Source organism: Streptomyces sp. NPDC104831 (assembly GCF_055583025.1).
This window is the reverse complement of record NZ_JBVJOT010000040.1, coordinates 1-26339: the sequence shown is the minus strand read 5'-3', so window position 1 is coordinate 26339 and position 26339 is coordinate 1. Positions and strand designations below refer to the sequence as shown.

27 protein-coding genes are annotated in these 26339 nt (G+C 71.5%); 13 read left to right on the top strand and 14 right to left on the bottom strand.

What is annotated here, in order from left to right; genetic code table 11:
- Positions 1-103 precede the first annotated feature (103 nt).
- Positions 104-448 (top strand): DUF2516 family protein, encoded by a 345-nt coding sequence (locus ACZ63H_RS25525; protein WP_469868851.1) that lies wholly within the window; start codon positions 104-106, stop codon positions 446-448.
- A 164-nt stretch (positions 449-612) separates the two neighbouring features.
- Here ACZ63H_RS25525 and ACZ63H_RS25520 read toward each other — a convergent pair whose 3' ends face one another.
- The 3 genes from ACZ63H_RS25520 to ACZ63H_RS25510 all read right to left on the bottom strand — a co-directional run bounded on the left by ACZ63H_RS25520 (position 613) and on the right by ACZ63H_RS25510 (position 4479).
- The gene (locus tag ACZ63H_RS25520; protein ID WP_469868740.1) at positions 613-1914 is read right to left on the bottom strand and encodes a PP2C family protein-serine/threonine phosphatase; all 1302 of its coding nucleotides are present in this window, start codon (positions 1912-1914) and stop codon (positions 613-615) included.
- Between the two features lie 512 nt (positions 1915-2426).
- Entirely contained in the window at positions 2427-3512 is a 1086-nt protein-coding gene (locus tag ACZ63H_RS25515) for a C40 family peptidase (protein ID WP_469868738.1), read from the bottom strand.
- A gap of 199 nt (positions 3513-3711) precedes the next feature.
- A complete protein-coding gene (locus ACZ63H_RS25510; protein WP_469868849.1) occupies positions 3712-4479 on the bottom strand; it encodes a class I SAM-dependent methyltransferase in 768 nt (255 codons plus the stop codon).
- A 246-nt stretch (positions 4480-4725) separates the two neighbouring features.
- On the opposite strand from ACZ63H_RS25510, the gene mshA reads away from it, so the two are divergent.
- Positions 4726-6060, top strand: coding sequence for a D-inositol-3-phosphate glycosyltransferase (mshA, locus tag ACZ63H_RS25505; RefSeq protein WP_469868736.1), 1335 nt, complete (start codon positions 4726-4728; stop codon positions 6058-6060).
- Positions 6053-6553 (top strand): type III secretion system chaperone family protein, encoded by a 501-nt coding sequence (locus tag ACZ63H_RS25500; protein ID WP_469868734.1) that lies wholly within the window; start codon positions 6053-6055, stop codon positions 6551-6553. The genes mshA and ACZ63H_RS25500 overlap by 8 nt, the downstream gene beginning before the upstream one ends.
- Before the next feature lie 29 nt (positions 6554-6582).
- On the opposite strand, the gene ACZ63H_RS25495 is transcribed toward ACZ63H_RS25500, so the two are convergent.
- Entirely contained in the window at positions 6583-7200 is a 618-nt protein-coding gene (locus tag ACZ63H_RS25495) for a hypothetical protein (protein WP_469868733.1), read from the bottom strand.
- A gap of 80 nt (positions 7201-7280) precedes the next feature.
- On the bottom strand, positions 7281-8081 hold the full coding sequence (locus ACZ63H_RS25490) for a helix-turn-helix transcriptional regulator (protein WP_469868731.1): 801 nt from the start codon (positions 8079-8081) through the stop codon (positions 7281-7283).
- Between the two features lie 49 nt (positions 8082-8130).
- Here ACZ63H_RS25490 and ACZ63H_RS25485 point away from each other — a divergent pair, with 49 nt between their 5' ends.
- Positions 8131-8556: a DUF2000 family protein gene (locus tag ACZ63H_RS25485; RefSeq protein ID WP_469868729.1), complete on the top strand. Its 426-nt coding sequence runs from the start codon at positions 8131-8133 to the stop codon at positions 8554-8556.
- Positions 8557-8653: 97 nt separating this feature from the next.
- Here the strand turns inward: ACZ63H_RS25485 and ACZ63H_RS25480 are convergent, their stop codons facing one another.
- Positions 8654-9913, bottom strand: a complete 1260-nt coding sequence (locus ACZ63H_RS25480; protein WP_469868727.1) for an MDR family MFS transporter — start codon at positions 9911-9913, stop codon at positions 8654-8656.
- A gap of 181 nt (positions 9914-10094) precedes the next feature.
- On the opposite strand from ACZ63H_RS25480, the gene ACZ63H_RS25475 reads away from it, so the two are divergent.
- On the top strand, positions 10095-10856 hold the full coding sequence (locus tag ACZ63H_RS25475; protein ID WP_469868725.1) for a phosphoglyceromutase: 762 nt from the start codon (positions 10095-10097) through the stop codon (positions 10854-10856).
- A gap of 60 nt (positions 10857-10916) precedes the next feature.
- Here ACZ63H_RS25475 and ACZ63H_RS25470 read toward each other — a convergent pair whose 3' ends face one another.
- Together ACZ63H_RS25470 and ACZ63H_RS25465 are read right to left on the bottom strand one after the other, a co-directional pair.
- Positions 10917-11477, bottom strand: coding sequence for a flavoprotein (locus ACZ63H_RS25470; protein ID WP_469868723.1), 561 nt, complete (start codon positions 11475-11477; stop codon positions 10917-10919).
- A gap of 115 nt (positions 11478-11592) precedes the next feature.
- Positions 11593-11853, bottom strand: coding sequence for a helix-turn-helix domain-containing protein (locus ACZ63H_RS25465; RefSeq protein WP_469868721.1), 261 nt, complete (start codon positions 11851-11853; stop codon positions 11593-11595).
- 554 nt (positions 11854-12407) lie between these two features.
- Here ACZ63H_RS25465 and ACZ63H_RS25460 point away from each other — a divergent pair.
- Together ACZ63H_RS25460 and ACZ63H_RS25455 are read left to right on the top strand one after the other, a co-directional pair.
- The gene (locus tag ACZ63H_RS25460; protein ID WP_469868719.1) at positions 12408-13613 is read left to right on the top strand and encodes a GmrSD restriction endonuclease domain-containing protein; all 1206 of its coding nucleotides are present in this window, start codon (positions 12408-12410) and stop codon (positions 13611-13613) included.
- Positions 13610-14224: a hypothetical protein gene (locus ACZ63H_RS25455; protein WP_469868717.1), complete on the top strand. Its 615-nt coding sequence runs from the start codon at positions 13610-13612 to the stop codon at positions 14222-14224. Before ACZ63H_RS25460 ends, ACZ63H_RS25455 begins: the two co-directional genes overlap by 4 nt.
- Positions 14225-14817: 593 nt before the next feature.
- On the opposite strand, the gene ACZ63H_RS25450 is transcribed toward ACZ63H_RS25455, so the two are convergent.
- A complete protein-coding gene (locus ACZ63H_RS25450; protein ID WP_469868715.1) occupies positions 14818-15303 on the bottom strand; it encodes a ribosomal protein L7/L12 in 486 nt (161 codons plus the stop codon).
- Between ACZ63H_RS25450 and ACZ63H_RS25445 the strand changes: the two genes are divergently transcribed.
- Entirely contained in the window at positions 15263-15700 is a 438-nt protein-coding gene (locus tag ACZ63H_RS25445) for a hypothetical protein (RefSeq protein WP_469868713.1), read from the top strand. The genes ACZ63H_RS25450 and ACZ63H_RS25445 overlap by 41 nt on opposite strands.
- Before the next feature lie 32 nt (positions 15701-15732).
- On the opposite strand, the gene ACZ63H_RS25440 is transcribed toward ACZ63H_RS25445, so the two are convergent.
- On the bottom strand, positions 15733-16230 hold the full coding sequence (locus ACZ63H_RS25440; RefSeq protein WP_469868711.1) for a hypothetical protein: 498 nt from the start codon (positions 16228-16230) through the stop codon (positions 15733-15735).
- A gap of 190 nt (positions 16231-16420) precedes the next feature.
- A complete protein-coding gene (locus ACZ63H_RS25435; RefSeq protein ID WP_469868709.1) occupies positions 16421-17794 on the bottom strand; it encodes an erythromycin esterase family protein in 1374 nt (457 codons plus the stop codon).
- A gap of 594 nt (positions 17795-18388) precedes the next feature.
- Between ACZ63H_RS25435 and ACZ63H_RS25430 the strand changes: the two genes are divergently transcribed.
- From ACZ63H_RS25430 to ACZ63H_RS25420, 3 genes are all read left to right on the top strand, one after another.
- On the top strand, positions 18389-19246 hold the full coding sequence (locus tag ACZ63H_RS25430; protein ID WP_469868707.1) for an ABC transporter ATP-binding protein: 858 nt from the start codon (positions 18389-18391) through the stop codon (positions 19244-19246).
- Entirely contained in the window at positions 19243-21768 is a 2526-nt protein-coding gene (locus ACZ63H_RS25425; protein ID WP_469868705.1) for an ABC transporter permease, read from the top strand. The genes ACZ63H_RS25430 and ACZ63H_RS25425 overlap by 4 nt, the downstream gene beginning before the upstream one ends.
- A gap of 261 nt (positions 21769-22029) precedes the next feature.
- Positions 22030-22476, top strand: a complete 447-nt coding sequence (locus ACZ63H_RS25420; RefSeq protein WP_469868703.1) for a nuclear transport factor 2 family protein — start codon at positions 22030-22032, stop codon at positions 22474-22476.
- A 19-nt stretch (positions 22477-22495) separates the two neighbouring features.
- On the opposite strand, the gene ACZ63H_RS25415 is transcribed toward ACZ63H_RS25420, so the two are convergent.
- The 3 genes from ACZ63H_RS25415 to phoU form a co-directional block, all read right to left on the bottom strand.
- Positions 22496-22744, bottom strand: a complete 249-nt coding sequence (locus ACZ63H_RS25415) for an SCO4226 family nickel-binding protein (RefSeq protein WP_469868701.1) — start codon at positions 22742-22744, stop codon at positions 22496-22498.
- A 124-nt stretch (positions 22745-22868) separates the two neighbouring features.
- Positions 22869-23027, bottom strand: coding sequence for a hypothetical protein (locus tag ACZ63H_RS25410; RefSeq protein ID WP_469868699.1), 159 nt, complete (start codon positions 23025-23027; stop codon positions 22869-22871).
- 278 nt (positions 23028-23305) lie between these two features.
- Positions 23306-23995 (bottom strand): phosphate signaling complex protein PhoU, encoded by a 690-nt coding sequence (phoU, locus tag ACZ63H_RS25405; protein ID WP_469868697.1) that lies wholly within the window; start codon positions 23993-23995, stop codon positions 23306-23308.
- Positions 23996-24232: 237 nt separating this feature from the next.
- On the opposite strand from phoU, the gene phoR reads away from it, so the two are divergent.
- Positions 24233-25534, top strand: coding sequence for a two-component system sensor histidine kinase PhoR (phoR, locus tag ACZ63H_RS25400; RefSeq protein WP_469868695.1), 1302 nt, complete (start codon positions 24233-24235; stop codon positions 25532-25534).
- Between the two features lie 5 nt (positions 25535-25539).
- Positions 25540-26211, top strand: coding sequence for a two-component system response regulator PhoP (gene phoP, locus ACZ63H_RS25395; protein WP_465195177.1), 672 nt, complete (start codon positions 25540-25542; stop codon positions 26209-26211).
- Positions 26212-26339 lie beyond the last annotated feature (128 nt).

Here is a 26339-nt window from a genome sequence, read left to right as displayed (position 1 = left end):
CCGGCGGGACGGGCGCGGGCCGGGCACCTCGGGGGTGTCCGGCCCGTTGTATGGGTACGGTGGCGGCGTAGCAGGGACCGGGAATCAACGGACGGTGGACGACATGCTGATGCTGGGCTTCGCGGGGTTCATGGGCATCTTGAAGATCATCCTGATGGCCCTGGCCGCGTTCGGGCTGTTCGACGCCGCGTTCCGCCGCGAGGACGCCTTCCGCGCGGCCGACAAGCAGAACAAGGTCTTCTGGCTGATCATCCTCGCCATCGCGCTCGTGGTCAGCTATCTGTTCTCGCTCCTGTCCATCCTGCCGATCGCCGGCGCGGTCGCCAGCATCGTCTACCTCGTCGACGTCCGCCCCGCCCTGCGGCAGGTGGGCGGCGGCCGGGGCTGGGGCGGGCGCCGGGGCAGCAGCAGCGACGGTCCGTACGGGCCGTGGAACGGCGGCCGGTAGCGGCCTCCCCGCGCGGGGAGGCCCGCTCCGCGTGACGGGCGCGGGTCGCCCGGGCCGGGCGCGCGGCTCCCCTTCGGAGGGGTGAGCCGCGACCTGCTCCACGCGGCGCGCGGGCCCGCGCACCCGGCCCTGGCGACACCGCGCCGGCCCCGCGTCGCGACCCCCTACGCGGCCCGGTCCAGCAGCACCACGGCCACGTCGTCCGTCAGCTCGCCCCCGTTCAGCTCCCGCACCTCGTGCACCGCGGCCCGCAGCAGCTCCTCCCCGCGCAGGCCCTCGGCGAGCTGCCGACGGATCATCTCCACCATGCCGTCCTCCCCGAGCCGCTCCCCGTCCACGCCGACCCGGCCCTCGATCAGGCCGTCGGTGTAGAGCATCAGGCTCCACTGGGCGCCCAGCTCCACCTGCGTGCGGGGCCAGCGGGCGCCGGGCAGCAGCCCCAGGGCGGGACCGTTGTTGTCGTAGGGCAGCAGCCGCGGCGGCCTGCCGGGGCGGGCGATCAGCGGGGCCGGGTGGCCCGCCAGGCACAGGCCCGCGCGGCGCCCGTCGGGGGCGATGTCCACCGTGCACAGCGTCGCGAAGATCTCCTCGTCGGCGCGCTCGTGCTCCAGCACCTGCTGGAGGGTGTTCAGCAGCTCGTCCCCGCACAGCCCGGCCAGGGTCAGCGCCCGCCAGGCGATGCGCAGCTCCACGCCGAGCGCGGCCTCGTCCGGGCCGTGGCCGCAGACGTCGCCGATCATGGCGTGCACGGTGCCGTCCGGGGTGCGGACGGCGTCGTAGAAGTCGCCGCCGAGCAGGGCCCGGGAGCGGCCCGGCCGGTAGCGGGCGGCGAACCGCAGCGCGGAGCCCTCCAGCAGCGGGGTGGGCAGCAGGCCGCGCTCCAGGCGGCGGTTCTCCTGCGCCCGCAGCCGGCCCTCGGCGAGCCGCCGCTCGGCCGTCTCGGACCGCTTGCGCTCCACGGCGTAGCGGATGGCGCGGCTGAGCAGCCGGCCGTCCAGCTCGTCCCGGAACAGGTAGTCCTGGGCGCCCACGCGCACGGCCTCGGCGCCGCGCTCGGCGTCGCCGGAGGCGGTCAGCGCGAGCACGGCGTGCCGGGGCGCGAGCCGCAGCACGTGCCGGAGCACGGCCAGCTCGTCGTCGGTGTCGTCGCCGCCCGGCGCCGGGAGCGCCAGGTCCAGCAGGATGCAGTGGACGTCGTCGGTGAGCAGCCGCTCGGCCTCGGTGAGGTTGCGGGCGGTGCGCACGCGGATCGGCTTGCCGGCCGGGTCCAGCAGGTCGGGCACGATCGGCGAGCCGGCCGGGTCGTCCTCGATCAGCAGCAGGGTGAGGGCGGCGCCGGTGCCGTGCGCGGGCGTGGTGTCGCGGTGCGCCTCTTCCTTGAGGGGGCCGCCGGCGGTGTGCGGGGCCTGCGCCTGACCACTCTCCACGGCCGGGATCGCTCTCTGCCGCGGTACGGGTACGGGCATCGTCTTGGGTTCCTTCCCTCCCCCCGAGGGCTCGGCGGCATCGAGGGTCTCGACCCACCGACGGGTGACCATAGCGGCTGGGACCGCCTCGACGGAATGGTGTGAGCCGCGTCGCTCCGCCGTCCGCCGCCGTCATATGCCGCGTTCCGTACCGCAGTTGGACACGCCGACGGCGCGGCCGGGATGACGAAGCTCACGTCGGGCGGGAGTTGGCCGTGCGGTGGGTCACGTGACGGAGGTCACCGGGCGTGGGAGCGTTCCCGGACGAGCCCGTCACCCCGGGCGCGGAAGCGGCCCCGAGGGACCTGTCGCCCCGGGTGCGGGTGCTGCCGGGAGCCTGTCGCCCGGGGTGCGGGGGTGCTCCCAGGGGCCTGTCGCCCATGGTGCGGAAGCGTTCCCGAGGGACCCGTCGCCCCGGGTGCGGGGGTGCTCCCGGGAATCCCTCGCCCCGGGGCGAGCGGGTGTTCCGCGGGAGGCCGCCGCCCGGGGCGCGGGGCCGCGTCCGGGTGCCGTCAGGCGTCCGGTCGTACGACGCCCAGGATCGGCATGGAGCCGGCGCCCGCCTCCGTCACCGTGCGGCCGGGGCGCGGGGCGTGGATGACCGTGCCGTCGCCGATGTACAGCGCCACGTGGCTGGCGTCGTCGAAGTAGATGACGAGGTCGCCGGGGCGCATGTCCTCGACGTCCACGTGCGGCAGCTGCCGCCACTGCTCCTGCGAGGTGCGCGGGACGGGGTGCCCGGCCGCCGCCCAGGCCTGCGAGGTCAGGCCCGAGCAGTCGAAGGAGTCCGGGCCCTCGGCGCCCCACACGTACGGCTTGCCGAGCTGCGCGGCGGCGTACTCCACGGCCTTCTCGCCCGGCGCGGACGCCTTGTCGTGGGCGTCCTTGAGGACACCGGTGTCCAGCCAGGCCGTCTGCGCCTTCTTAGCGGCCTCCCGCTCCAGCTGGGCGAGCCGCTCCTTCTCCTTCTTCTCCAGCCGGGACTCGAGCTTCTCCGCCGCGTCGATCTGCTCCTCGATCTCCTTCTTGGCGGCGGCCTTGGCCTTGCGGTTGCCCTCCAGCCGCTCGCCCTGCGCGGCGGCCTCGTCGGCGTAGGCCCGCAACTCCCGCTGCGCGCGGGACATGTCGGCCATCAGCCCGGTCGCCGCCCGCTGGCCCTGGAGCACCCGGCCGGCGCCGTCGAGGAACCGGCCCGGGTCGTCGGTGAGCAGGAACTGGGCGGTGGAGGACAGGCCGCCCGTGCGGTACTGGTCCCGGGCCGCCGCGCCCGCCCGGTCCTTCAGCCCGTCCAGCCGCCGCTGCCCCTGGTCGATCTTCCGGGACAGCTCCTCGATCTCGGCGGACTGCTTCCTCGCCTTCTCCTCGGCCGCGTTGTAGGCGTCGGTGGCCACGGCCGCGTCGTGGTACAGCTCGTCCAGCCTGGTGCGGACCTCCTCAAGGTCCTTGTCCGGCGCGGGAGTCGCCGCCGGGGCGGGCGTGGGCGTGGGTGCGGGTATGGGCGCCAGGGCCGCGAACGCCGTGCCCGGCGCCGCGAGGACGGTCACCGCGCAGACCACGGTCAAAGCGGCCGCGAGCAGGCCGCGCTTGCCCGAACCCATACCTGTTCCCCCAAACTGATTTACCGTCAGTAACTTACGGTCGTCTGAGGGATCGTGCCACGGTCGCGCGCAAAGCGACAGGGTCCGTCGGGGACGGGATGCCCCCCTCCCGGCCACCGCGTACGGCGACCACCTCGCCGGTGTGACGAACGGGGCGCGGGAAGCGTTCCCCCACCCGGGCGCACGGACCGGCGGGCGGTCAGCCCACCGGAGCCAACGCCGCCCAGGACACGGTGACTTCGCCCTGCCGCCAGCGCGCCGGGGAGTCCGTCACCGGCCAGTCGGCGGTCAGGTCCCGCACCGCGCGCATCCAGCGCTGCCGGGCGCCGTAGGCGGCGTAGGGCGCGGCGGCGGCCCAGGCGCGGTCGAAGTCGCGCAGGAAGGCGTGCACCGGTTCGCCCGGGACGTTGCGGTGGATCAGCGCCTTCGGCAGGCGCTCGGCGAGGTCGGAGGGGCGCTCCAGCGAGCCCAGCCGGGTGGCGAAGGTGACCGTGCGGGGGCCCTCCGGACCGAGCGCCACCCACACGTGCCGGCGGCCGATCTCGTCGCAGGTGCCCTCCACCAGCAGCCCGTCCGGCGCGAGCCGCGCGCACAGCCGCCGCCACACCGGGGCGACCTCGGCCTCCTCGTACTGCCGCAGCACGTTCGCCGCGCGGATCAGCACCGGGCGGCCGGAGACCGGTACCTCGAAGCCGCCGTGCCGGAAGACCAGGCCCTCCCGCTCGTACGCCCGCGCCGCCGCGACCCGGGCCGGTTCGATCTCGATGCCGGCCACGTGGGTGCGGGGCGCCGCCGTGCGCAGCCGGGTCAGCAGTTCGACGGCGGTCCAGGGCGCGGCGCCGTACCCCAGGTCGACGGCCAGGGGGTCGCTCGCGCGGCGCAGCGCGGCGCCGTGCGTGGCCGCGATCCAGCGGTCCATGCGGCGCAGCCGGTTGGGATTGGTCGTCCCGCGCGTCACCGTGCCCACGACGGCGGCCCCTTTGCCCGGGCGCGGCCGGGCGTGGGGGAGGGGTGCCGCGGGGGTTCTCATGGCTACGAGGGTAAGGGGGCCCCGCGCCCCACCCGGGAGGCATCGAACAGTTGCCCGACTCAAGGTAATGATTCGGCAAAGCCGCTTGATCGGGAAATGGCAGGGCACTCGCCCGCTGTTGGATCCCCAGGGAGGGCACGGTGGGCCCTTCCCCGGCATGCCCGCATCAAGGAGGTCCGCCACGTGAGCCAGTACGTCAGCAGGCTCGGGCGACGCTCCCCGTCGGCCTCCCGGCTCCGGCTGTCCCGCAGACCCCGCCGGGTCGCCATGCTCTCCGTGCACACCTCCCCGCTCCACCAGCCCGGCACCGGCGACGCGGGCGGCATGAACGTCTACATCGTGGAGCTGGCCCAGCGGCTCGCCGAGATCGACATCGAGGTCGAGATCTTCACCCGGGCCACGACCGGCGGCCTGCCCCCCGCCGTCGAGCTGGCCCCCGGCGTCCTCGTCCGGCACGTCGACGCGGGCCCCTACGAGGGCCTGGCCAAGGAAGACCTCCCCGCCCAGCTGTGCGCCTTCACCCACGGCGTCATGCAGGCGTGGGCCGGCCACCGCCCCGGCCACTACGACCTCGTGCACTCCCACTACTGGCTCTCCGGGCACGTCGGCTGGCTCGCCGCCCAGCGCTGGGGCGTCCCCCTGGTGCACGCCATGCACACCATGGCCAAGGTCAAGAACGCCAACCTGGCCGAGGGCGACACCCCCGAGCCCGCCGCCCGCGTCATCGGCGAGACCCAGATCGTGTCCGCCGCCGACCGCCTCATCGCCAACACCGCCGAGGAGGCCGGCGAACTGGTTAGGCACTACGCGGCCGACCCCGCGAAGGTCGCCGTGGTCCACCCCGGCGTCAACCTCGACCGCTTCCGCGCCGCCGACGGCCGCGCCGCCGCCCGCGCCCGCCTCGGACTGCCCCAGGACGCGCTGATCCCGCTCTTCGCCGGCCGCATACAGCCGCTGAAGGCGCCGGACGTCCTGCTGCGCGCCGTGGCCGTGCTGCTGGACCGGCGCCCCGAGCTGCGCTCCCGCCTGGTCGTCCCGGTCGTCGGCGGCCCGAGCGGCAGCGGGCTCGCCAAGCCGGAGGGCCTGCAGAAGCTCGCGGCCCGGCTGGGCATCGCGGACGTGGTCCGGTTCCGGCCGCCGGTCGGGCAGGAGCAGCTGGCCGACTGGTTCCGGGCCGCGTCCGTGCTCGTCATGCCGTCGCACAGCGAGTCCTTCGGCCTGGTCGCCATCGAGGCGCAGGCGACCGGCACCCCGGTGCTCGCGGCCTCGGTCGGCGGTCTGCCGGTGGCCGTGCGCGACGGCGAGACCGGCTTCCTCGTCCAGGGCCACGACCCGGCCGACTACGCCCGCGTGCTGGGCCGTTTCGCCGACCACCCGGACCTCGCGGCCCGCATGGGCCGGGCCGCCGCCCGGCACGCCCAGTCCTTCGGCTGGGACACGGCCGCCGCCGCCACCGCCGACGTCTACACGGCCGCGACCCAGTCCCACCGTCGTCGCGTACGCTCCCACCATGGGTGATGTCGAGAAGGCCGGACAGGTCCTGGAGGCCGTCTTCAAGGACGCGGAGCTGGAGTGGGAGCACCCCGCCCCCGGGAACTACGTGGTCACGCTCCCCGGCACCCGCAAGCTCTCCACGACGGTCTCCTTCCTCGTCGGCCGCCACTCCCTGTCGCTGAACGCCTTCGTCATCCGCCACCCCGACGAGAACGAGCCCGGCGTCCACCGCTGGCTGCTGGAGCGCAACCTCAAGCTGTACGGCGTGAGTTACGCCGTGGACCGCCTCGGCGACGTCTACGTCACCGCCCGCCTCCCGCTCGCCTCGGTCACCCCGGACGAGGTCGACCGCCTCCTCGGCCAGATCCTGGAGGCGGCCGACGGCGCCTTCAACACCCTGCTGGAGCTGGGCTTCGCCTCATCGATCCGCAAGGAGTACGCCTGGCGGGTGGCCCGCGGCGAGTCCACCGGGAACCTGGCGGCGTTCACGCACCTGATCGAACGCCCGGCGGACTGACGCGGGCCGCCCGCGGACCGGGCGAAGGCTCAGGAGGACGGCTCGGGCAGGGGAGTCGGGGTCGCGGTGGCGCGGTCGAGTTCGTCGGCGAACGCCCGCAGGGCATCGGCCAGTTCCTTCTTGGTCGGCAGCCGGTCGACCTTCCTGTCCAGCTCCGTGATGCGCCGGTTCAGCTCCTCCAGGCTCGCGGCCCCGGTGGGCTCGTCCGTGGGGCCGGTGCCGCCGTCGGCGCCCGCGTCGCCGCCGCCGTCGCTGCTGCCGCCGTCCACGAGTCCGCCGGAGCTGCCGGAACCGGCGACGGAGCCGTCCTCCGGGCCGCCGTCGGACGTGCCGCCGTCGGACGTGCCCCCGCCGTCGGACGTGCCGCCGTAGAACAGGCCGCCGCCGGCCGCGGTGCCGCCGGTCGACGACACGCCCCCGTCGGAGGTGCCCCCGCTGTCCGAGTCCGGCGGGACGCTGGCCGCGACGCCGCGCCCCTGACGGGGGGCCTCGTCCGAAGGGGCCGCCAGCGCCACGCCGACGCCCACGGCGACCAGGGCCGCGGCACCCGCGACGGCGAGGGAGAGGCGCCTGAGGGGCAACGCGCGGGCGGTGACGGGGGCGTCAGCCGAGGTCTGTGTGTCCTGTGCTTCCGGTGTGTCAGCCATGCGGGGAGGCTAACCACCGGTGACCGGCGGACGGGCGGCTTCCGCCGATTCCCCCGCCCACCCCCGCGCGTCCCCGTGACTCAGCGCCCGCTGTCGCGGTACCGGCCCGGCGTCACGCCGACCAACTTCCGGAAGTGCCGGGTGAGATGGGCCTGGTCGTAGAACCCGGTGGCCGGCGCGACCTCGCCCGGCGGCACCCCGTCGAGCAGCAGCCGCCGGGCCATCCCGACCCGCCGGGACATCAGGTACTGGTGCGGCGCGATGCCGTACGCACCGCTGAACGCCCTGACCAGGTGCGCCGGATGGGCGTGCAGCGACCGCGCGGCCTCCTCCAGGGAGAGACCGGCGACCACCCGGGCGTCCAGCAACTCCCGCAGCTCACGGGCGAGTACCGGGTCCCGGAACCGGCGCGGCACACCCTCGCGGGGCCGCAGGTGGAGGCGCAGCCGCTCCGCGACCAGCGTCAGCCTGCTCTCCGCCTCCAGCTCGTCACCGGGCCGGGCGAGGGCGGAGTGCAGCCGGGCGACGCGCGCCCGCAGCACGGGGTCCCGCAGGTCGGGGGAGTCCACGGCCGGACCGATCAGCTCCTTGCCGAGCCGGCCGGCGTCGAGGTACACGACCCGCTTGCGGAAGCCCCCCGGCGTGGCGGGGGAGCCGTTGTGCGGCACGTGCGGCGGCAGCAGCGACACGGTGTCGTGCGGGGTGCCGTGCTCGTGCCGGTCGAGGTCGTACCGTACGGCCCCGTCGTCCACGATCAGCAGCGTCCACGCGTCGTGGACGTGCATCGGATAGGCGTACTCGGTGAAGCGGGCGTGGAAGACCTCGGTGACGCCCGGCACCACGGGGCGCCACGCGGTGACGAGTTCCTGCCCGGCGGCCATGCAAAAAACGTACAAGACCGGGCCGCGCGCCGGAGGGGAGTCTCGGTCCATGAACACCGAACCCGTCCGCTTCGATACGAAGATCGCCGTACTGCTGCGCGAGGACCTGGAGTCCTGGCAGCGCCTGAACGTCACCGCATTCCTGGTCAGCGGCCTGGGCACCGAGGTCCCCGAGGTCATCGGGGAGCCGTACGAGGACGCGGACGCCGTGCCGTACCTGCCGATGTTCCGCCAGCCCGTGCTGGTCTTCGAGGGCACCAAGGAGACCCTGAAGGCGGCCCACGGCAGGGCACTGGGCCGCGCCCTGCCGCGCGCGGTGTTCACCTCGGACCTGTTCGCCACGGGCAACGACCGCGACAACCGCGCGGCGGTCCGGGCCGTCACCACGGACGGCCTGGACCTGGTGGGGCTGGCGGTGTACGGCCCGAAGAACGCCGTGGACAAGGTCCTCAAGGGGGCGCGGATGCACCCGTGAGCGCGGTCGGCCCGACACGGCGTGCACCTCACCGGCGGCCGCGGCCGCGGGGATGCGACGCGGACGGCTGCGCCCCCGGCCCCACCGGCGGACCGGCTCAGGCGGTACGGACCTCCGCCCCCGCGTCGGCGGGCGCCGGGACCGGCGCCGGGGTCGGCCGCTCGGGAGGCAGGCGGCGCATCAGCACGCCGTACCCGGCACCGGCCGCCGTCCCCACCACCGCGCACATGCCCCACAGCCAGCCCGCGCCCAGGTGGTCGATGACCGCGCCCGACATCAGCGGGGCGACCAGCGCGGCGACGGACCAGGACAGGGTGTACACCCCCTGGTAGCGCCCCCGGCCGTGCACCGGCGAGAGCCGGACCACCAGGCTGGTCTGGGTCGGGGCGTTGACGATCTCGGCCAGCGTCCACACGCACACGGTCAGCATGAAGACGCCGACCGACCCGGCGAAGGCGGTCAGCCCGAAGCCGTACCCGGCGAGCAGCGAGGAGACCACCAGCAGGGAGCGCGGGTCCCGGTGCTCGATGAACCGGGTGACGGGGATCTGCAGGGCGACGATCAGGACGCCGTTGACGGCGATGGCCAGGCCGTAGTCGACGGGGGAGAACCCGGCCCGCCCCATGGCCACCGGCAGCCCGACCGAGCCCTGCTGGAAGACCAGCGCGACGAGGAAGGACAGCCCGACCACGGCCATGTACCGCCCGTCGCGCAGCACCGAGCCGAGGCCGATCTCCGTCCCCGCCTGCCGGGCGGCGGGCGCGGGCCGCGACTCGGGCACCTTCGCGAACACGACGACCGCGCAGGCCAGGGTCATCCCGGCCTCGATCAGGAACCCGGCGCGATAGCTGACCTCGGCGATGAACCCGGCGGCCGTGGAGGAGACGGCGAAGCCGAGGTTGATCGCCCAGTAGTTGAGGGAGAAGGCGCGCACCCGGTCCTCGGGGCGCACGATGTCGGCCATCATCGCCTGGACGGCCGGTCGGGAGGCGTTGGAGGCCATGCCGACGAGGAAGGCGACGGCGGCGATCGCCACCGGATCGGCCATGAACCCGAGCAGCGCCACGGAGCCGGCGGTGGCGCTCTGCGCGATCAGCAGCGTGGGCCGCCGCCCCAGCCGGTCGGCCATCACCCCGCCGGCCAGCGAGGACACGACCCCGCCGAGCCCGTGCAGGGAGGCGACCAGACCGGCGTACGAGGCGGAGTAGCCGCGGTCGAGCGTGAGGTAGAGCGCCATGAAGGTGGCCACGAAGCCACCCAGCCGGTTGACGAGCGTGCTGGTCCACAGCCACCAGAACTCGCGTGGCAGCCCGGAGACGGACTCCCGGACGGCACGTCTGACACGGGCTGAAGACATCGAGGATCCCCCACGGCGGTAAGCGGCTCAAGCGGTGGTCATACCTTACGAAGGGGGTGCCGGGCGCCGCCAATCAATTAGCGGAACATGTCAATCGGCGCGGGTCGCCGGCGCACGTCCGCCGCCCGCCCGCCGCCCGTCCGCGTCCCATCCGGGATTTTCCTTAGGTAGGCTCAGGACCATGGCCGACGCACCGTACAAGCTGATCCTCCTCCGCCACGGCGAGAGCGAGTGGAACGCGAAGAACCTGTTCACCGGCTGGGTGGACGTCAACCTGAACGAGAAGGGCGAGAAGGAGGCAGTCCGCGGCGGCGAGCTCCTCAAGGACGCCGGTCTCCTGCCCGACGTGGTCCACACGTCCCTCCAGAAGCGCGCGATCCGCACGGCCCAGCTGGCGCTGGAGGCCGCGGACCGCCACTGGATCCCGGTCCACCGCTCCTGGCGCCTGAACGAGCGCCACTACGGCGCCCTCCAGGGCAAGGACAAGGCGGCGACGCTCGCCGAGTTCGGCGAGGAGCAGTTCATGCTCTGGCGCCGCTCCTACGACACCCCGCCCCCGCCGCTGTCCGACGACTCCGAGTTCTCCCAGGCCCACGACGCGCGCTACGCGACGATCCCGCCGGAGCTGCGCCCGCGCACGGAGTGCCTGAAGGACGTCGTCGTCCGGATGCTCCCCTACTGGTACGACGCCATCGTCCCCGACCTCCTGACCGGCCGCACGGTCCTGGTCGCCGCCCACGGCAACAGCCTGCGCGCCCTGGTCAAGCACCTGGACGGCATCTCCGACGCCGACATCGCGGGCCTGAACATCCCGACGGGCATCCCGCTGGTCTACGACCTGGACGCCGACTTCAACCCGGTCACCCCGGGCGGCAAGTACCTGGACCCCGAGGCGGCCGCGGCGGCCATCGAGGCGGTCAAGAACCAGGGCAAGAAGAAGTAAGCGGAGTTTCATGGGGCCCCCTGTCTGCGGTTTCGCCGCGGGGAGGGGGCCCACCGCTGCCTACCGAGCCACGATGATCTCCTCGACCGCGCCGAGCAACAGGTGCCACGGGTACTGCTCCGGCTTGCCCTCACCCGGCTGGTTGGGGACGAAACCGTCGTCCCCGCCGTCGCCGTACAGAACCCGTACACCCATCTCACGCAGTTCCGCGATGCTCCGCCCGAACTGCCGGTGCCGCGCGTAGGCCGCGTTCACACAGGGCATCGCGACCATGGGGATGCCCTTGCCGATCCCTTCGGCGGCGACGCCGACCACGAAGTCCCGCGTGATGCCGAGCGCCCACGCGTTGACGGTGTTGAACGTCGCCGGCGCGACCGCGATCACGTCCGCCTTCGGCCACACGTCCGGCTCGCCCGGCAGCTTGTACGCGCTGCGCACGGGGTGCCCGGTGACCTTCTCCAGTTCGGCCCTCTGCGGCTCCAGCCAGCGTGCCGCGGTCGGAGTCAGCCCGAGACACACGTCGAACCCCCGACTCCGTGCGTCCGCGACGACCCCGCCCACGTCGAACACCGGAGGGGCGGCGGAGCCGAACAGGTAGAGGACAGGACGAGTTGTCGTCATGCGCCCATCCGATCACACACGGCCGCCGCCATCACGGCCACCACTGCCCTCATGGGTGACGAGGAACAGAAACCCCGTAGCCCTACTCCTCCCCCAGTACGGTTGCCGTGGGTGCTCAGAACGGAGACCGGCATGCCGACTCGGCCAGCAGCTCCCGCACCTCGCGAGAGGCCAGCTCATCGAGGCCGAGGGCGCCCAGGATCCGGTCGAGCACGTCCCGGCTCGGCACCATGCGCCCGGTCTCGATCTTCGACACGGTCGGCTGCCCTACGCCGGCCCGTTGCGCCAGCACGGCACCCGTCAGACCCGACTCTCCACGAAGCACACGAAGACGCGCACCCAGCACCTTCCTCCGCTCCCGCCGCTCACTCCCCATGCCCGGGGTTCTACACCACGAGCCAGCAGGCACCGGTACGACCAGACCCAGCAACCACCAGCCGGGCGTGATTCAAACTTTCTCTACTGGTTCAAGGCCCGGCTGAGCTCCGCTCCGCCGGGCGCGCTCCCGGCTCCGCCGCAGGCGACGCTCCTGCCTCCGGCCCGCTCCGCCCGCGCTGCGCCGACGCGCGCCCACGATTGGGACGGGTCGAGGCTGCGAGGCGAGCACCGCACCGGCAGGGCTACGGTGAAGGACATGCCTCCGGCGGGGGCGCTCGGGCTCCGAGATGGAGGAGACGCCGCGGCGGGTGCGGGCCGATGGTGGCAGACGGGATGGGAGCTGGGGTGGCTGAAGCAGTCAGCTATTGACAGGAAGTCATCTTCGCGTGTATCTCGACCCCACGGCTTGATGACTATGCGTTGGTCCCAGAGCTCACCGTAGCTCAAAGCAACGCCGACCGACCGGTACTCGCCGCTAAGACCCCTCACCCGGTACGGTATTCGCGACATCACGCCAGTTGAGCAGCCTGGTCGGCCAAAGGAAGTCTAAGTATGAGCGAGCCCGAAGAGACAGATGACCTCACTCTGTTCGGGGAGGAGATAGAGGAAGCCGGCGAGGAAGCAGATTCCGACCTCGAAGAGCTCTCTGAACTCGACTTCGCGGAGACATCTCTTGCCCCTACTGACTGGACAGTCGAAACAATCCTTAGCCAGCTCAAGGATACAGCTCTTGACTTGGATCCAGCCTTTCAGCGACGCGACGCTTGGACGAACCAACGAAAGAGCAAATTCATTGAATCACTAATGCTCGGACTGCCTGTGCCGCAACTCGTTTTGGCTGAAGGGGATCCCGACGAAGGCACTTATGTTGTCATCGACGGAAAACAAAGACTTCTAACCCTGGAAAAGTTCTTTAACCCTAATGCCAGTTTCAAGCTCACGGCATTGACCGCACTAAAGAACCTCAACGGAATGACTCGCGAGGAGATTGAAGCTGACCCCGTCCTAAAGAAGTACATCAGGCGCCTAAAGAATCGCACTATTCGAACGGTAGTGATCCGCAAGTGGCCTAATGACTCATTTCTTCACCTCGTATTCCATCGCTTGAACCATCAGACCCTACCCTTGTCGGCCCAGGAGTTGCGTCAAGCATTGAGCCCGGGCAGGTTCGCAACGTACGTAGACAGGTACGCCGGCAAAAGCGAACATATTAACGCCTCGCTCGGCGTTAAGGGTGCCGACTTCCGGATGCGAGACGTTGAACTACTTGTCCGCTACTTGGGATTCCACTTTCGCATCGAAGAGTACGCAGGCAATCTGAAGAGGTTTCTAGACGAGACCTGCAATATCTTTAATAAGGACTGGAAGAATCAAGAAGCGTCAGTCGCGGAAGCGTGCAAAAAATGCGATGCGGCGATCGTAGCCACAAATGCCATCTTCGGGGAGAACGCCTTTAGGCGGTACGACAATGGTCGTTACGAGTCGCGATTCAATCGTGCCGTGTTTGACGTTATGACCTACTATTTCTCCGAAGGTGATGTCGCCGCCAAGGCGATGGAAAATCCCGAAGCTGTAATCCAAGCGTTCGAGCAACTGAGCACTAACGATCTCGCCTTTGCAAGCTCTCTAAAGTCGACGACGAAGACAATCGATGCAACAAACACTCGCTTCTCTAAGTGGGGTGACGCTCTAGCCGAAGCGCTCGGCATGCAGCTCAAGGTGCCGCGCCTTGCGGGCAGGAGGATGCGCATCTCATGAGCAGGGCCAAGGTGCTATTCGAGAAGCTAAATAAGCGCCTTACTGGCCTGGAACATCTGTTGCCCCATCCAACGCCAACCAATCTATACAGTCAACAAGAGCAAGATCGAATGCTCGGCTACAGGCTTCTTTGCCATGCAGAACTAGAGGGGTTCTTCGAGGCACTCACACTGCTTGCCGTTGACGAAGTGTGGCCAAAAGCAAAAAGACTACAGGAGATCTCTCCAGCGGCTCAGGATATGATCGATTACCGCGAGAGGGTTCTGTACCCACCGAAGAAGCTCACCTTGCAACCCGCGGCCGAAATGAAGGTTCTCGAAGAGGCCATTCAGGATCTAACCAACAAGGCGAGCAAAAACATGGGGATAACCGAGAAAGACATCCTTAAGCTATTCCTCCCTCTAGGGTTTGATCCGTCTAATTTCGATCACGCATGGCTGAAATCCCTGGATTTTCTCGGAGAGTTCAGAGGGGACGTAGCTCACAACCCTTGGGAGAATGCCACATACGCCGAGACGAATCCTCGCGCTGAAAAGAGGGCGGTGCAGGACGTACTGGAAGGAATACCCGACCTAATTATAATGATCGATTCCTTCATTGCTCGATGCTAGTGGGCTGTTTTCTCACCTGGTCAAATCCGGTGGACTTGAGTCCCTGCGGGATGAAGCTATCGTGCCAGAACGTGCGGGGAACCACGGGGAACATCGGTAACTGCCTCAATGACGGGCCGTACGCCAGCGCCGCTCCGTCGCAGTTCAGCCCCACAGCCACCGCTGAAGCACCCAAGCTTCCCAAGTTGAGGGCTCAGGCACTGTGATTACGCGCCGGCCACTGCGGGCTGCTCTGGCCGACAGCAGTGGCAGCGTGGGTAAGGCCGGTGGGGGGTGCAACAAGACACACGCGTGCCTGGTTGGTCGGCTGCTCGCCGTCGCGGTTGCCTTCGTCGGCTGAGGTTCAGACGCCCTATCGGATGCCCCGGCGACCAGCCAGGCAGTCCTGCCTGGGCAGGGCTGGGCCGTGTGCACGAGCCCACCGCCCCTGACTAGCAAAACCACAGGTTCCCAAGCTCCTTGGTAAGACCCAGGGCAAGAAGAAGTAACCAGAGCTGTAGAGGGCCCCTTTCCTGTGGTTTTTCCGTTGGGCGGGGCTTTTCACCTGTCCTGGGCCGTCTCAAGGGCTGTCAACCAGTCGATCGGCGCGGCGTTCAGTGCTTCAAGGGATCCGGCTCGGGCTGCTTGCTCGGCTCTGCCCAGGCTCCCCCAACGCGGAGGGTCGAGACAGCCGTCGCCGCGTCTTCCTCGGGCACGTCGGTGAGAACGACGACCGGAGCCTGCGTCACCAGCACCTTGCTACGCCAGAGGCTCAGCCCAGTCAGCCGACGCACGACCTGGACGACGTCCCTCCCGTGGGGCCCAGGATCCGTGAGCACCACGTCATGAGGCACGTCGTCGCACACCGGCAAAAAGTACTCGTCTGCCCTTGCCAGACCACCGGCCCCGCCTCTCGATGTTGAGCATATGGGCCAGCGCTCTTCCTGTGTACGGAATATAAGTTTCGAAGCTTTTTTATCTCTGGCAGCGTGATGCTGTCGGTCGGAGATCACCTTCCCGGAACAGAACCTGTCCTGAGGGAACAAGAGGAGCGCACCGATGCGTAACCGATTCTGGACAACCCTGGCCCTCGCGGCCATCGGCGTGACGTTAGCCGGCGCCGTTCCGGCAACGGCGAGCGAAGACACGGCGGCCGGCACCGTTCCCTGGTCCGTCAAGTTCGGCACCGCCTCCGCGGCGGGCAATCGGTGGACCGAGCCCGTGGGCACTTACAGCGACGACCTGGTGCTCAGCGGCAAGCTCACCAACACCGGTACCGGGTGTTACTCGCTGTGGGCGCAGTACTGGCACGACTTCAGTGGAACCCCTGCCGCGAAGCAGGTCGAGATCTGTGGTTCCGGAACCGTGGACGTCAACGTGCGTCATGACTACGACTACATGACGTCGGGGCAGATCACGCTCTGCAAGGGCACGACGAGCACCACCGAGTGCGGCCCATGGGTGGACGTCACGTGGTGGCCCATAGGCAAAAGCTGATCCCGGAGTTCACTGCTGCATGACCGAGGTCGTCACTCCGTACTCCGGCGGGCTGCCCCGTCCGGCCAGATGACATCCACGGGGATGCCCGCGGCCCGCGCTTCCCTCACGGTGTCGGCGGTGCCGCCCCCCTTGCCGCCGGGCGGCGCCCCGTCCCAGACGGCCACCAATCGGTCGGCGCGCTGGAGGAGTACGGCATTGGCGGCCTCGTACGCCCGTCGGTCGGCGGTGTCGTGGGGGAGGACCAGCACCTCGTCGGCCGCTTCGGTGAGCCGGTCGAAGGTGGCGGCGTGGTCGGCCTTGACCTTCTTGAGGCGGTAGTCCTGTGAGGGGACGACGACGGCGAACCGTCCGCCGGCGGCGAGGACCGCCTCGGCGAACAGGGAGTCGGCGCCCTTGGCGATGCACGAGACCCCGATGAGATCACCGCCGGCGGCGTACGGCTTGAGCAGGTCGTCCAGTGCGGCACGGACCAGGGGGACGGTGTCCTCGGCGAGATCCATGTGCCCGGTCACCGCGATGGTCGTCACGGTCGTGGCCCTCCTCGTTCAGGTCGACAGCAGGTCGCGGATCGGATCCTGTCGCGAGCGCCTCGCGCACGGGCCGCGCGGCACTGTTGCCCACGGTGTACGGATGCGACTACCCAAGCTGGTCCCGGACTCGACTCGACCGTGTCACCCGGGCGCCGCGTCCACCGCGAGGTGATCGGGCGGACAAGTCCTAGTTGAGCATGTGGGCGGCCCGGACCTGATGGAGGTGGATGAGGACGTCGTGGGTCTGGGCGAGGCGGATCTGGGGGGCGTCGGCGATGCCGGGGTAGGTGGCGCCGATGTTCTTGATGGTGTGGGGTTCGGCGAGCCAGGCGCGGGCCGCGGTGGGGGCGGTGCGCAGGTCGACGACGTAGTCGCGGTGGCGGACCTTGTCGAGGGTGTGTTCGGCGGTGCCGGGTGCGGTGGGCGGGGCGGTGAAGCGCTGCGGGGCGCCGTCGTGGTTGAAGGCGTTGAACGTGCCTTGGTTGAAGCTGAGGCCCACGCTCAGGTAGCCGGTGCCCAGTTGCTCGCGCAGGAACTCGCCCTGGACGTGGGGGTGGCTGGCGGGGGCGTAGGTCTTGAGGGCGGTGTGGCTGTTGTGGGCGGAGAGCATGATCTTGCTGCCGGTGCGCTGCTGCCACCAGGCGATGTTGTCCGCCATGACGCGGTCGCGGTAGAGCATGGCGCCGGGGACGTTCCGTGGGTCGTCCCAGTCGAAGGCGTAGAGGGTGGTCATCTGGTGAATCGCGCTGGCGTGCTGCACGGCCCAGGCATGGGCGTCGGGGTCGGCACCGGGGTGCTGCTTGAGCAGGTCCACCGCACGGCCGGTCCGCTCGGCGATCGCCTTGCGCTCGGCGAGCGGCTTCGCGAGGTAGTCGTCGACGTAGGTCTCGGCGCTGACGGTGGGCCGCAGTCCTCGGTACAGCTCGGTGATCCGCGCGGCGAGTTCGGGGCCGGCCGCGGCCGCGAACGTGTTCACCTGGTCGTACAGCTGCGGGCCGGCGAAGCCGTTGTCGTCGCCGACGAAGCGGACGGGGTCACCGGGGTGCTGGATGTTGTAGGAGCGCGCCCACTGGAACAGATCGCGGTACTCGGCGTTGTTCCACCAGTGGTAGGTGCCCTGGAACTCCTCGTCCATGATCTGCTTCAGGTCGCCCTCGCCCCGGGTGAGGTAGGCGTCGATCCGCAGTCCGCTGCTCCAGGCGGCTTCGAGGGCGAAGGTGCGGAAGCCCTTCTCCTCGACCAGGTACCGCAGCATCCGGTGCTTGAGGGTGACGAACTCGTGCGAGCTGTGGGTGGCCTCGCCCACGCCCACCACGGTGGCGTCGCCGACCATCGTGCCGAACGGGCGCAGGTCGGCGACGTTGCCGCGCGGTTCGGTGGTGCGCAGCGGGTGCGCCACCCGGTCGAGGGCGGCCTCGGGAGAGCGGAACGCGACGGCGTCGGGGGAGGCCGGCGCCGCGGACGCGGCGGGCGGAGCGGTGGCGGAGGCGGCCGGAGCGACAGCCAGGGTGGCACCGAGCGGGACGAGCAGGGCGGCGAGCAGGAACTTGCGCGTGATCATGGCCCTCACCCTCGTCGCCCGGGAGCTCCTCGCACCATCCGCTGCACCCCCCGATCGGCCCGGGGGTTTGCCTCACCCGCCGACGGGCGCGGTGGTAGACCCCGCTCCTGGCCGGTCGTCGGCTTTTCGCTGGGGTGGCCGCCTCATGGACCGGCTGGGCCGTCCTCGGCCGCCGTGGGCGGACGGTGGGCGTGGCCGGTGTCCGGGCCGGGCGCGTTCAAGAGGGCCGGGTTCTCGGCCGTCGCCGCCGGCGGGCTGGGCCCGGCTGCCGACCCGCTGCTTCTCCTTCTTCGCCCCGCACCAGCCCGCGGCGGAGGGCTCTTCGCGGGTCGCGCAGCGGCCGGCAGCCGCTTCACCACCACGTTCGCGGCGAGGCGGACGCCGGCCGCGACCGCCGGCAGCCGTGGACGGCCCGGCTTCGCGTGCCCCTCCTCGCCACGCGCCGGACCTCCCACCTGCGGATTCCCGCCGCCGGGAAGCGGGGGGATAACCCCACCTCCGTTCCGCCGGTGGCCTGCATGGTCCGCGCGGCCCCCGCTTCCTAGGTTTGAGGACGTTGACGACGAGCGCCGCAGAACCGAAGGAAGCCCCTCCATGGCACGCCACCGAGAGCACAGGACCGACGGGCCCGGAGCGGCCCCCTACACCGCAGCCCCGTTCACCGCGCACCCGTACGGCTCGGCCCCGCACCTCGGGGCCCCGTCCGGGGAGCCCGCGATCGAACTGCGGGGTGTGCGCCGGACGTACGGAAGCGGCGCGGCGACGGTGCACGCGCTGCGCGGGATCGACCTGGCGCTCGCCCGCGGCAGCTTCACCGCCGTCATGGGCCCCTCCGGCTCCGGCAAGTCCACCTTCCTGCAGTGCGCGGCGGGCCTGGACCGCCCGGACGAGGGGCAGGTCCGGCTCGGCGGCGAGGACATCACCACACTGAGCGAGGACCGGCTCACCAAGCTGCGCCGCTCCCGCATCGGCTTCGTCTTCCAGTCCTTCAACCTGCTGCCCTCGCTGAGCGTCGAGCAGAACGTGCTGCTCCCGCAGCGCCTCGCCGGGAAGCGCCAGGACCGGGCCAGGGCGCGGGAACTGCTCACGCGAGTGGGCCTGGGCGAGCACGCGTCGCGCCGCCCGGGACAGCTGTCCGGCGGCCAGCAGCAGCGGGTGGCGATCGCCCGCGCGCTGATCACCCACCCGGACGTGGTGTTCGCCGACGAGCCGACCGGCGCGCTGGACACCACCACCGCGCACGAGGTACTGGGCCTGCTGCGGCAGGCCGTGGACTCGCTCGGCGCGACCGTGGTCATGGTGACCCACGACCCGGTGGCCGCCTCCTTCGCCGACCGGGTGCTGTTCCTGGCCGGCGGCGCGATCGCGGACGACCTGCCGCACCCGACCCCGCGGACCGTCGCGGACCGGATGGTCGCGCTGACCGCCCCTGCGGCGGGAGTGGCGGCATGACGAACGGGCTCGCCCGCGCCTCGGTGCGCTTCCGGCCCGGGTCCTTCGTGGGAACCCTGGTCGCCCTGCTGCTGGGCGCCGCCGTGGTGGTGGCCTGCGGCACGCTGCTGCAGACCGGCCTGACCGCGAGCCTGAAGCCCGAACGGTACGCCGCCGCCCCCGTGGTGGTCGCAGCCGACCAGGCGGTCAGGATCGAGCGCAAGACCGGTGGGGAGACCGAGACCCAGGAGCAGGCCACCCCGGAACGGGCCCGCACGGACGCCGCGCTGGTCGGCCGGCTGACCGCCCTGCCCGCGGTCGCGGCGGCCCGCCCCGACACGGCCTTCCCGCTGCCCGCCGGGGAGAGGACACCGGCCATGACCGGCCGGGGCTTCGCCGCACTCGGGATCGCCGGACCCGGCGACAAGCTGGTCGAGGGCCGCGCACCCGGCGCGAACGAGATAGTGCTGGACACCGATACGGCGCGTGCCGCCCATCTCGCACCCGGCGCGAGCCTCGCGCTCACCGCGCCCGGCGGCACCGCGCACTACCGGATCTCCGGTCTGGCCGCCGCCCAGCAGAGCGGCCCCACCGCCTGGTTCGCCGACACCACCGCCGACCGCCTCTCCGGCCACCCCGGCCGCATCGACGCCATCGCGGTGCAACCCCGCGAAGGCGTTCCCACCACCGAACTGGCGGCCCAGGTCCGCCGGGCTCTCGGCGGCGACGCCAGGACCTTCACCGGGGACGACCGGGGCACCGTCGAACATCCCGCCCTCAGCACTGCCCGCAGCATGCTGACGGCCCTCGGCGGCACCTTCGGCGGCTACGCCACCATGACCGCCGTGTTCGTGGTGATGAGCACCATCGCCCTCGCCACGGGCCAGCGCGCCCGCGAATTCGCGCTGCTGCGCGCCATCGGTGCCACCCCACGCCAGATCCGCCGCACCATCGCCACCGAGGCGATGCTGGTAGCGCCCGTCGCCGCCGCGCTCGGCATCCTGCCCGGGCTGGCCCTCGCCCGCTGGTGGTTCGGCCAGCTGACCGACCGCGGCGCCGTACCCGCAGACGTCCGTCTCGACATCGGCCCGCTGCCGATGCTCGCCGCCGTGCTCCTGTGCACCCTCGCCGCGCTGACCGCCGGCTTCCTGGCCGCCCGCCGCCCCTCCCGGATGCGGGCCGCCCAGGCACTCGGCGACGCCGCCGTCGAAGCACCCCGCCCCGGCAAGGTGCGCACCGTCCTCGGCGTGCTCTTCGCCGCCGGCGGCTGCACGGCCGCCGTCGTCGCCAACGCCCTGGACGGCGAGAAAGCCGCCCAGACCGCACTCGGCGTGGTGATGTGCTTCATGGTGACCGTCGCCCTGCTCGGTCCCCGGCTCGCCGCGGCAGCCGCCGCGCTGCTCGGCGCCCCGCTGCGGGCCGGCGGCGCGCCCGGCTCGCTCGCCGCCGACAACGCCCGCGCCAACGCCCGCAGACTGGCCTCCGCGATCACCCCCATCGTTTTGGTCACCGCCTTCTGCGGCACCCTGCTGATCCTCCAGAGCAGCGTGCGCCACACCTCCGGCGAGAACGTCAAGGCCGGCGTCACCGCCGACCACGTGATCGCCACCACCGGCCCCGGCCTGCCCGCCGGAACCGCGGAGACGGCCGCCCGGGTGCCCGGTGTGGACACCGCCATCGGCCTGCTGCGCACCGGCGTGGTCTACGAGAGCGGCGACATGCTGAGCTCCGCCCCCGCCCTCGGCGTGGGCGGCGACCCGGCCCGGCTGCCGAAGGTGCTCGACCTCGACGTGCGCACAGGCTCCCTCGCCGACCTCGGCCGCGCCCCCGACACGATCGCGCTGAGCACAACCCTGTCCGGCACACTCGGCGCGAAGGTCGGCGACCGGGTGCCGCTGTGGCTCGGCGACGGCACCACGGTCCGGCCCGCGGTGGTCGCGGTGTACGAGCGGGGGCTCGGCGTCGGCCAGGCGCTGCTGCCCCGGGCCGCGGTCGCATCGCACGTCACCGCCGCCTACGACAGCCAGGTGCTGGTCGCCGCAGCGCCGGGCGCCGACCGCGCGGCCCTGGCCGCCGGTCTGGGCGCGCTGCCCGGGACGGCCGTGACCGACCGGGCCGGGTTCGTCGCCCAGGCGGACAAGGAGCTGGAGATCAGCGGCTGGGCCAACACCGTGATGGCGGCCGTGCTCGGCGGGTTCGCCGCCGTCAGCGCCGCCAACACCCTGGTCATGACGGTGATCGACCGGCGCCGCGAGGTCGCGCTGCTGCGGCTGGCCGGCACCACCCGGCGCCAGGTGCGCCACATGATGCGCTGGGAGGCGCTGCTGGTGGCCGTGACCGGGCTCGCGGTCGGCGCGTCGATCGCCGGGCTCACGCTGGTGCCCGTCGCCCGGGGCGTGACCGGCTCCGCCCCCCACGTGCCGCCGGTGCTCGCGCTGACACTGGCCGTCGGCACCGTGCTGCTCTGCCTCGGCTCGACCGGCCTGCCGGTGCGCGCACTGCTGCGGACCCGGCCGGCGACGCTGGGAACGGCACGCCAGTAGCAGAGTGCGGAAACCGTCGGAGGGGGCTGCCCGGGGAACACCCCGGGCAGCCCCTCCGACGTCCGCGTTCACGCAGTCACCCGGAGCCGCATGGCATACACACCGCCGGCCTCCGGGAAGACGTACGCGACCGCGTCCTGCCGCAGTCGGCTGCCCCTTACCTCGTGGGTAATCGCCCCACCCCTCCCTCCCCTGGCAGGGTCGGGCCCATCGACGGAAACCCCCGCCGGGAGCCGGCCCCGCAGTCGTGAGGAGAGCTTCATGTCCGACAAGTCCAGTGTCGTCACGGCGAGTCCAGATGCCGTCGCCGAGGCCACCCGTGCCGTCGTGAACGAGTTCCTCGCCGCTCGCCTGGCCGGGGACACCGAGCGGCTCGTGGAGATCTTCGCCGACGAAGTGGACTGGCTGCTCGCCGGGAACCCGGGTGTTCCGTGGATCCGGCCGAGGTCCACCGGGGCCGAGTGTGCCGCTCAGTTCGCGGAGTTGACGGAGCACACCGTGCCCGAGGACGCTCGCGCCTCCGTCGACGCCTTCCTCGTCGATGGCGCCGACGCCGTGCTGATGGGGCACCTGTCGGGGACCGTGCGCGCCACGGGGAAGTCCTTCGAGGGGCCGTTCGCCCTGCGGCTCACCGTCGAGGACGGGCGGATCGTCCGGCACCACCTCTACGAGAACAGCTTGTCCATCGCCGAGGCATGCACCCCCTGAGCAGTGGAAAACGGCAGGGTCAGACCTGTAGCGGGACCGGGTGTACCTCGTCCGCCCGGTGTCCCGCGCGCTCGTGGACGCGTTGGACCGCCTCCGCCGACGGGGCCTCGGAGAGGCAGTAGACCGTGCCGGAGTCCGGGTCCGCCCAAGCGTGTTCGAAGTGGACCGACTCGTCCCGCTCGATCGCTAGGTCGGCCTGGTGCGCCGCCATCAGCTGGTCGGCCGTGATGCCCTGCATGCCGCGGTGGATGTCCATGAACCTGCCCATGGCCCCGCGCCTCCTTCCGGCCGGACGCTTCCCCTGCGTCCATGCTGCGCCCCGGCGGCGGGGCGGGCACCCGGAGCGGCGAAAGGCCGGCGTGAAGCGCGTTCACACCGGCCCCGGGCGTCGGTCAGCCGCACTGGCAGGGGTTGCCCGACTGGCACCCGCAGCCGCAGCCCGAGCCGCAGCCGCACGCGGCGAGCAGTGGAAGGGTCCTGATCTCGGCGGGGTGCTCGGTCTCGCGCTCCTGCGTGGGGTCGGGCGTGGTGCTGCCAAGGGATTCGGCCATGGGTCCCTCCTAATACCTCGGGGCAGGGATGCCCTCGCCCATTTCATGCCCGTTCGGCCGGGCGCATCAACGGCGCACGGAGGCGTCCGGGCCACCGGTCACCCGTGGGCCATCGGTCACCCCCGGGCCATCGGTCACCCCCGGGCCATCGGCCATCCCCAGGTCACCGGTCACCCATGGGGACTCCCCGCCGCACCAGCACCCCGCCACACCGGCGGCGCTACGGCAGGCCCCGCCAGCCCCCAGCCCCCAGCCCCCAGCCCCCAGCCCCCGGAGGGCTACGCCCCCTCCACCCCCGTGACCCCCTGGATGTCCGGCTGCAGCTCGTCCGCGTGCTCGCCGGTCACCAGGTACACCACCCGCTTGGCGACGGCCACCGCGTGGTCCGCGTACCGCTCGTAGTAGCGGCCCAGCAGCGTGACGTCGACCGCCGTCTCGATGCCGTGCTTCCAGCGGTCGTCGATGAGGTGCTGGAAGAGGGTGCGGTGCAGCAGGTCCATCTCGTCGTCGTCCTGCTCCAGCTGGAGGGCGAGGTCGACGTCCTTCGTGACGATGACCTCCGCCGCCTTCGCCATCAGGCGCTGGGCGAGCTGGCCCATCTCCAGGATGGTGGCGTGCAGGTCCTGCGGGACCGCGCGCTCCGGGAAGCGCAGGCGGGCCAGCTTCGCCACGTGCTGGGCGAGGTCGCCGGAGCGCTCCAGGTCGGCGGACATCCGCAGCGACGTGACGACTATCCGCAGATCCGTGGCGACCGGCTGCTGCCGGGCCAGCAGGGCTATCGCCCGGGCCTCCAGGTCGTGCTGGAGCTCGTCCACCTTCTGGTCGGCCTCGATCACGCTCTCGGCCAGCTTCAGATCCGCGTCGAGCATGGCGGTCGTGGCGCGCCCGATGGCCGACCCGACCAGCCGGGCCATCTCCACCAGTCCGTCGCCGATCGAGTCCAGTTCCTCGTGGTACGCGTCCCGCATTGTGGGTTCCCTCTCGTGCGTCGTCGTCCGGGAGTGTCGGGGGCCGTCACATCACACGTGCGCCCCTGGCGAAACCGGCGGTACGTGCCCCACGTTCCACGCTGTGCCCCGTACGCGTCTGTTTCCGCCACCCCAAATGAACCGGTGCTGGCTCCAAGGTGAACTCTGGGCGACGAGTGTTCGAGGTCGCACCTGGACGGCTGTGGGCATGTCGTACCCCATGCCTAACCTTGAGCCATGGACGTGAACGCGGCGGTCGCCGCAGCGGCAGCGATCGCCGGGGTGCTCACCGGTGTCATCGCCATGCTGGCGTTCCGCTGGAGCGAACGCGACCAGAAGCGACCGACCAGGACTTCCTTGCACACCGATCCCGTACTCCCGCCCGGCGTGGACACCGTCTTGTCGGTGCTGCGCTCCTCGGCCGTGGTCCTCGACGAGGCCGACGCCGTCGTCAAGGCCAGCTCCGCCGCCTACGCCCTCGGGCTGGTGCGCGGCGGCAAGCTCTCCGTGGAGCCCATGCTCCAGATGGCCCGGGACACCCGCAGGGACGGGGAGATACGCCAGGTCGAACTGGATCTCCCCCGGCGCGGCACCGGACGCGGCGAGGCCCTCGCGGTCTCGGCGCGGGTGGCCCCGCTCGGCTCCCGCCTGGTCCTGCTGCTGGTCGAGGACCTGACGGAAGCCCGCAGAATCGAGGCGGTACGACGCGACTTCGTGGCGAACGTCAGCCATGAGCTGAAGACGCCCGTCGGCGCGCTCTCCCTCCTCTCGGAGGCCGTCATGGACGCCTCCGACGACCCCGAGGCCGTACAGCGCTTCGCCGGCCGGATGCAGATCGAGGCGACCCGCCTGACCAACCTGGTCCAGGAGCTGATCGACCTCTCCCGGGTGCAGAACGACGACCCGCTGGAGGACGCCGAGCCCGTCCGGGTGGACGAGCTGGTCGCCGAGGCCATCGACCGCTGCCGCCACCAGGCGGGCACCAAGCAGATCACGATGGCCACGAACATCCTGGCGCCCGAAGGGCCCGATCAGGGCGGTGGCGGGCGACGGGAGGGCGGCACCGCCGACCTGCACGTGTGGGGCAACCGCGGACAGCTGGCCGCCGCCCTCGGCAACCTGGTCGAGAACGCCGTCAACTACTCCCCGGCCCGCACCCGCGTCGGCATCGCGGCCCGCCGGATCTCCGCGCCCGGCGGTGACATGATCGAACTGGCCGTCACCGACCAGGGCATCGGCATCTCCGACAAGGACAAGGAGCGCATCTTCGAGCGCTTCTACCGCGTGGACCCGGCCCGCTCCCGCGCCACCGGCGGCACCGGTCTCGGTCTCGCGATCGTCAAGCACGTGGTCGCCTCGCACGGCGGGGAGGTCACGGTCTGGAGCGCCGAGGGCCAGGGCTCCACCTTCACCCTCAGGCTGCCGGAGGCGGGCGCGGCCCGCGACCGCGCACAGCAGCACCCCGGCCTCGACGACGAGGCCGGAACCCCCGACTCATCCCCGTACGCTTCGCTTCCCGCCCCGGAGGTCCTTCCGTGACCCGTGTGCTCGTCGTCGAGGACGAGGAGTCCTTCTCCGACGCCCTGTCGTACATGCTCCGCAAGGAGGGCTTCGAGGTCGCCGTCGCGGCGACCGGTCCCGACGGACTGGACGAGTTCGAGCGCAACGGCGCCGATCTGGTCCTCCTCGACCTGATGCTGCCGGGCCTGCCCGGCACCGAGGTCTGTCGCCAGCTGCGCGGCCGCTCCAACGTCCCCGTGATCATGGTGACCGCGAAGGACAGCGAGATCGACAAGGTCGTCGGTCTCGAAATAGGAGCCGACGACTACGTCACCAAGCCGTTCTCCTCCCGGGAGCTGGTCGCCCGCATCCGCGCGGTGCTGCGCCGGCGCGGCGAGCCGGAGGAGGTCGCCCCGGCCGCGCTGGAGGCGGGCCCGGTCCGCATGGACGTCGACCGCCACGTGGTCACCGTCGCCGGCTCCAAGGTCGACCTCCCGCTGAAGGAGTTCGACCTGCTGGAGATGCTGCTGCGCAACGCGGGCCGGGTGCTCACCCGCATGCAGCTCATCGACCGCGTCTGGGGCGCCGACTACGTGGGCGACACCAAGACCCTGGACGTCCACGTCAAGCGCCTGCGCGCCAAGATCGAGCCGGACCCGGGCGCGCCGCGCTACCTGGTGACGGTGCGCGGGCTGGGCTACAAGTTCGAGCCGTAGGCCGCGGCCGGTCCGCACGTGTGACGGAGGGGGGCAACCCCCACCGGGCGCCCCCCCCCCCCCCACCCGCCCCCGCCGCCCGTCCGGCCGCCGGGGGCCGGTCGGTCCGTCGCCCTCTTGGCCGTACC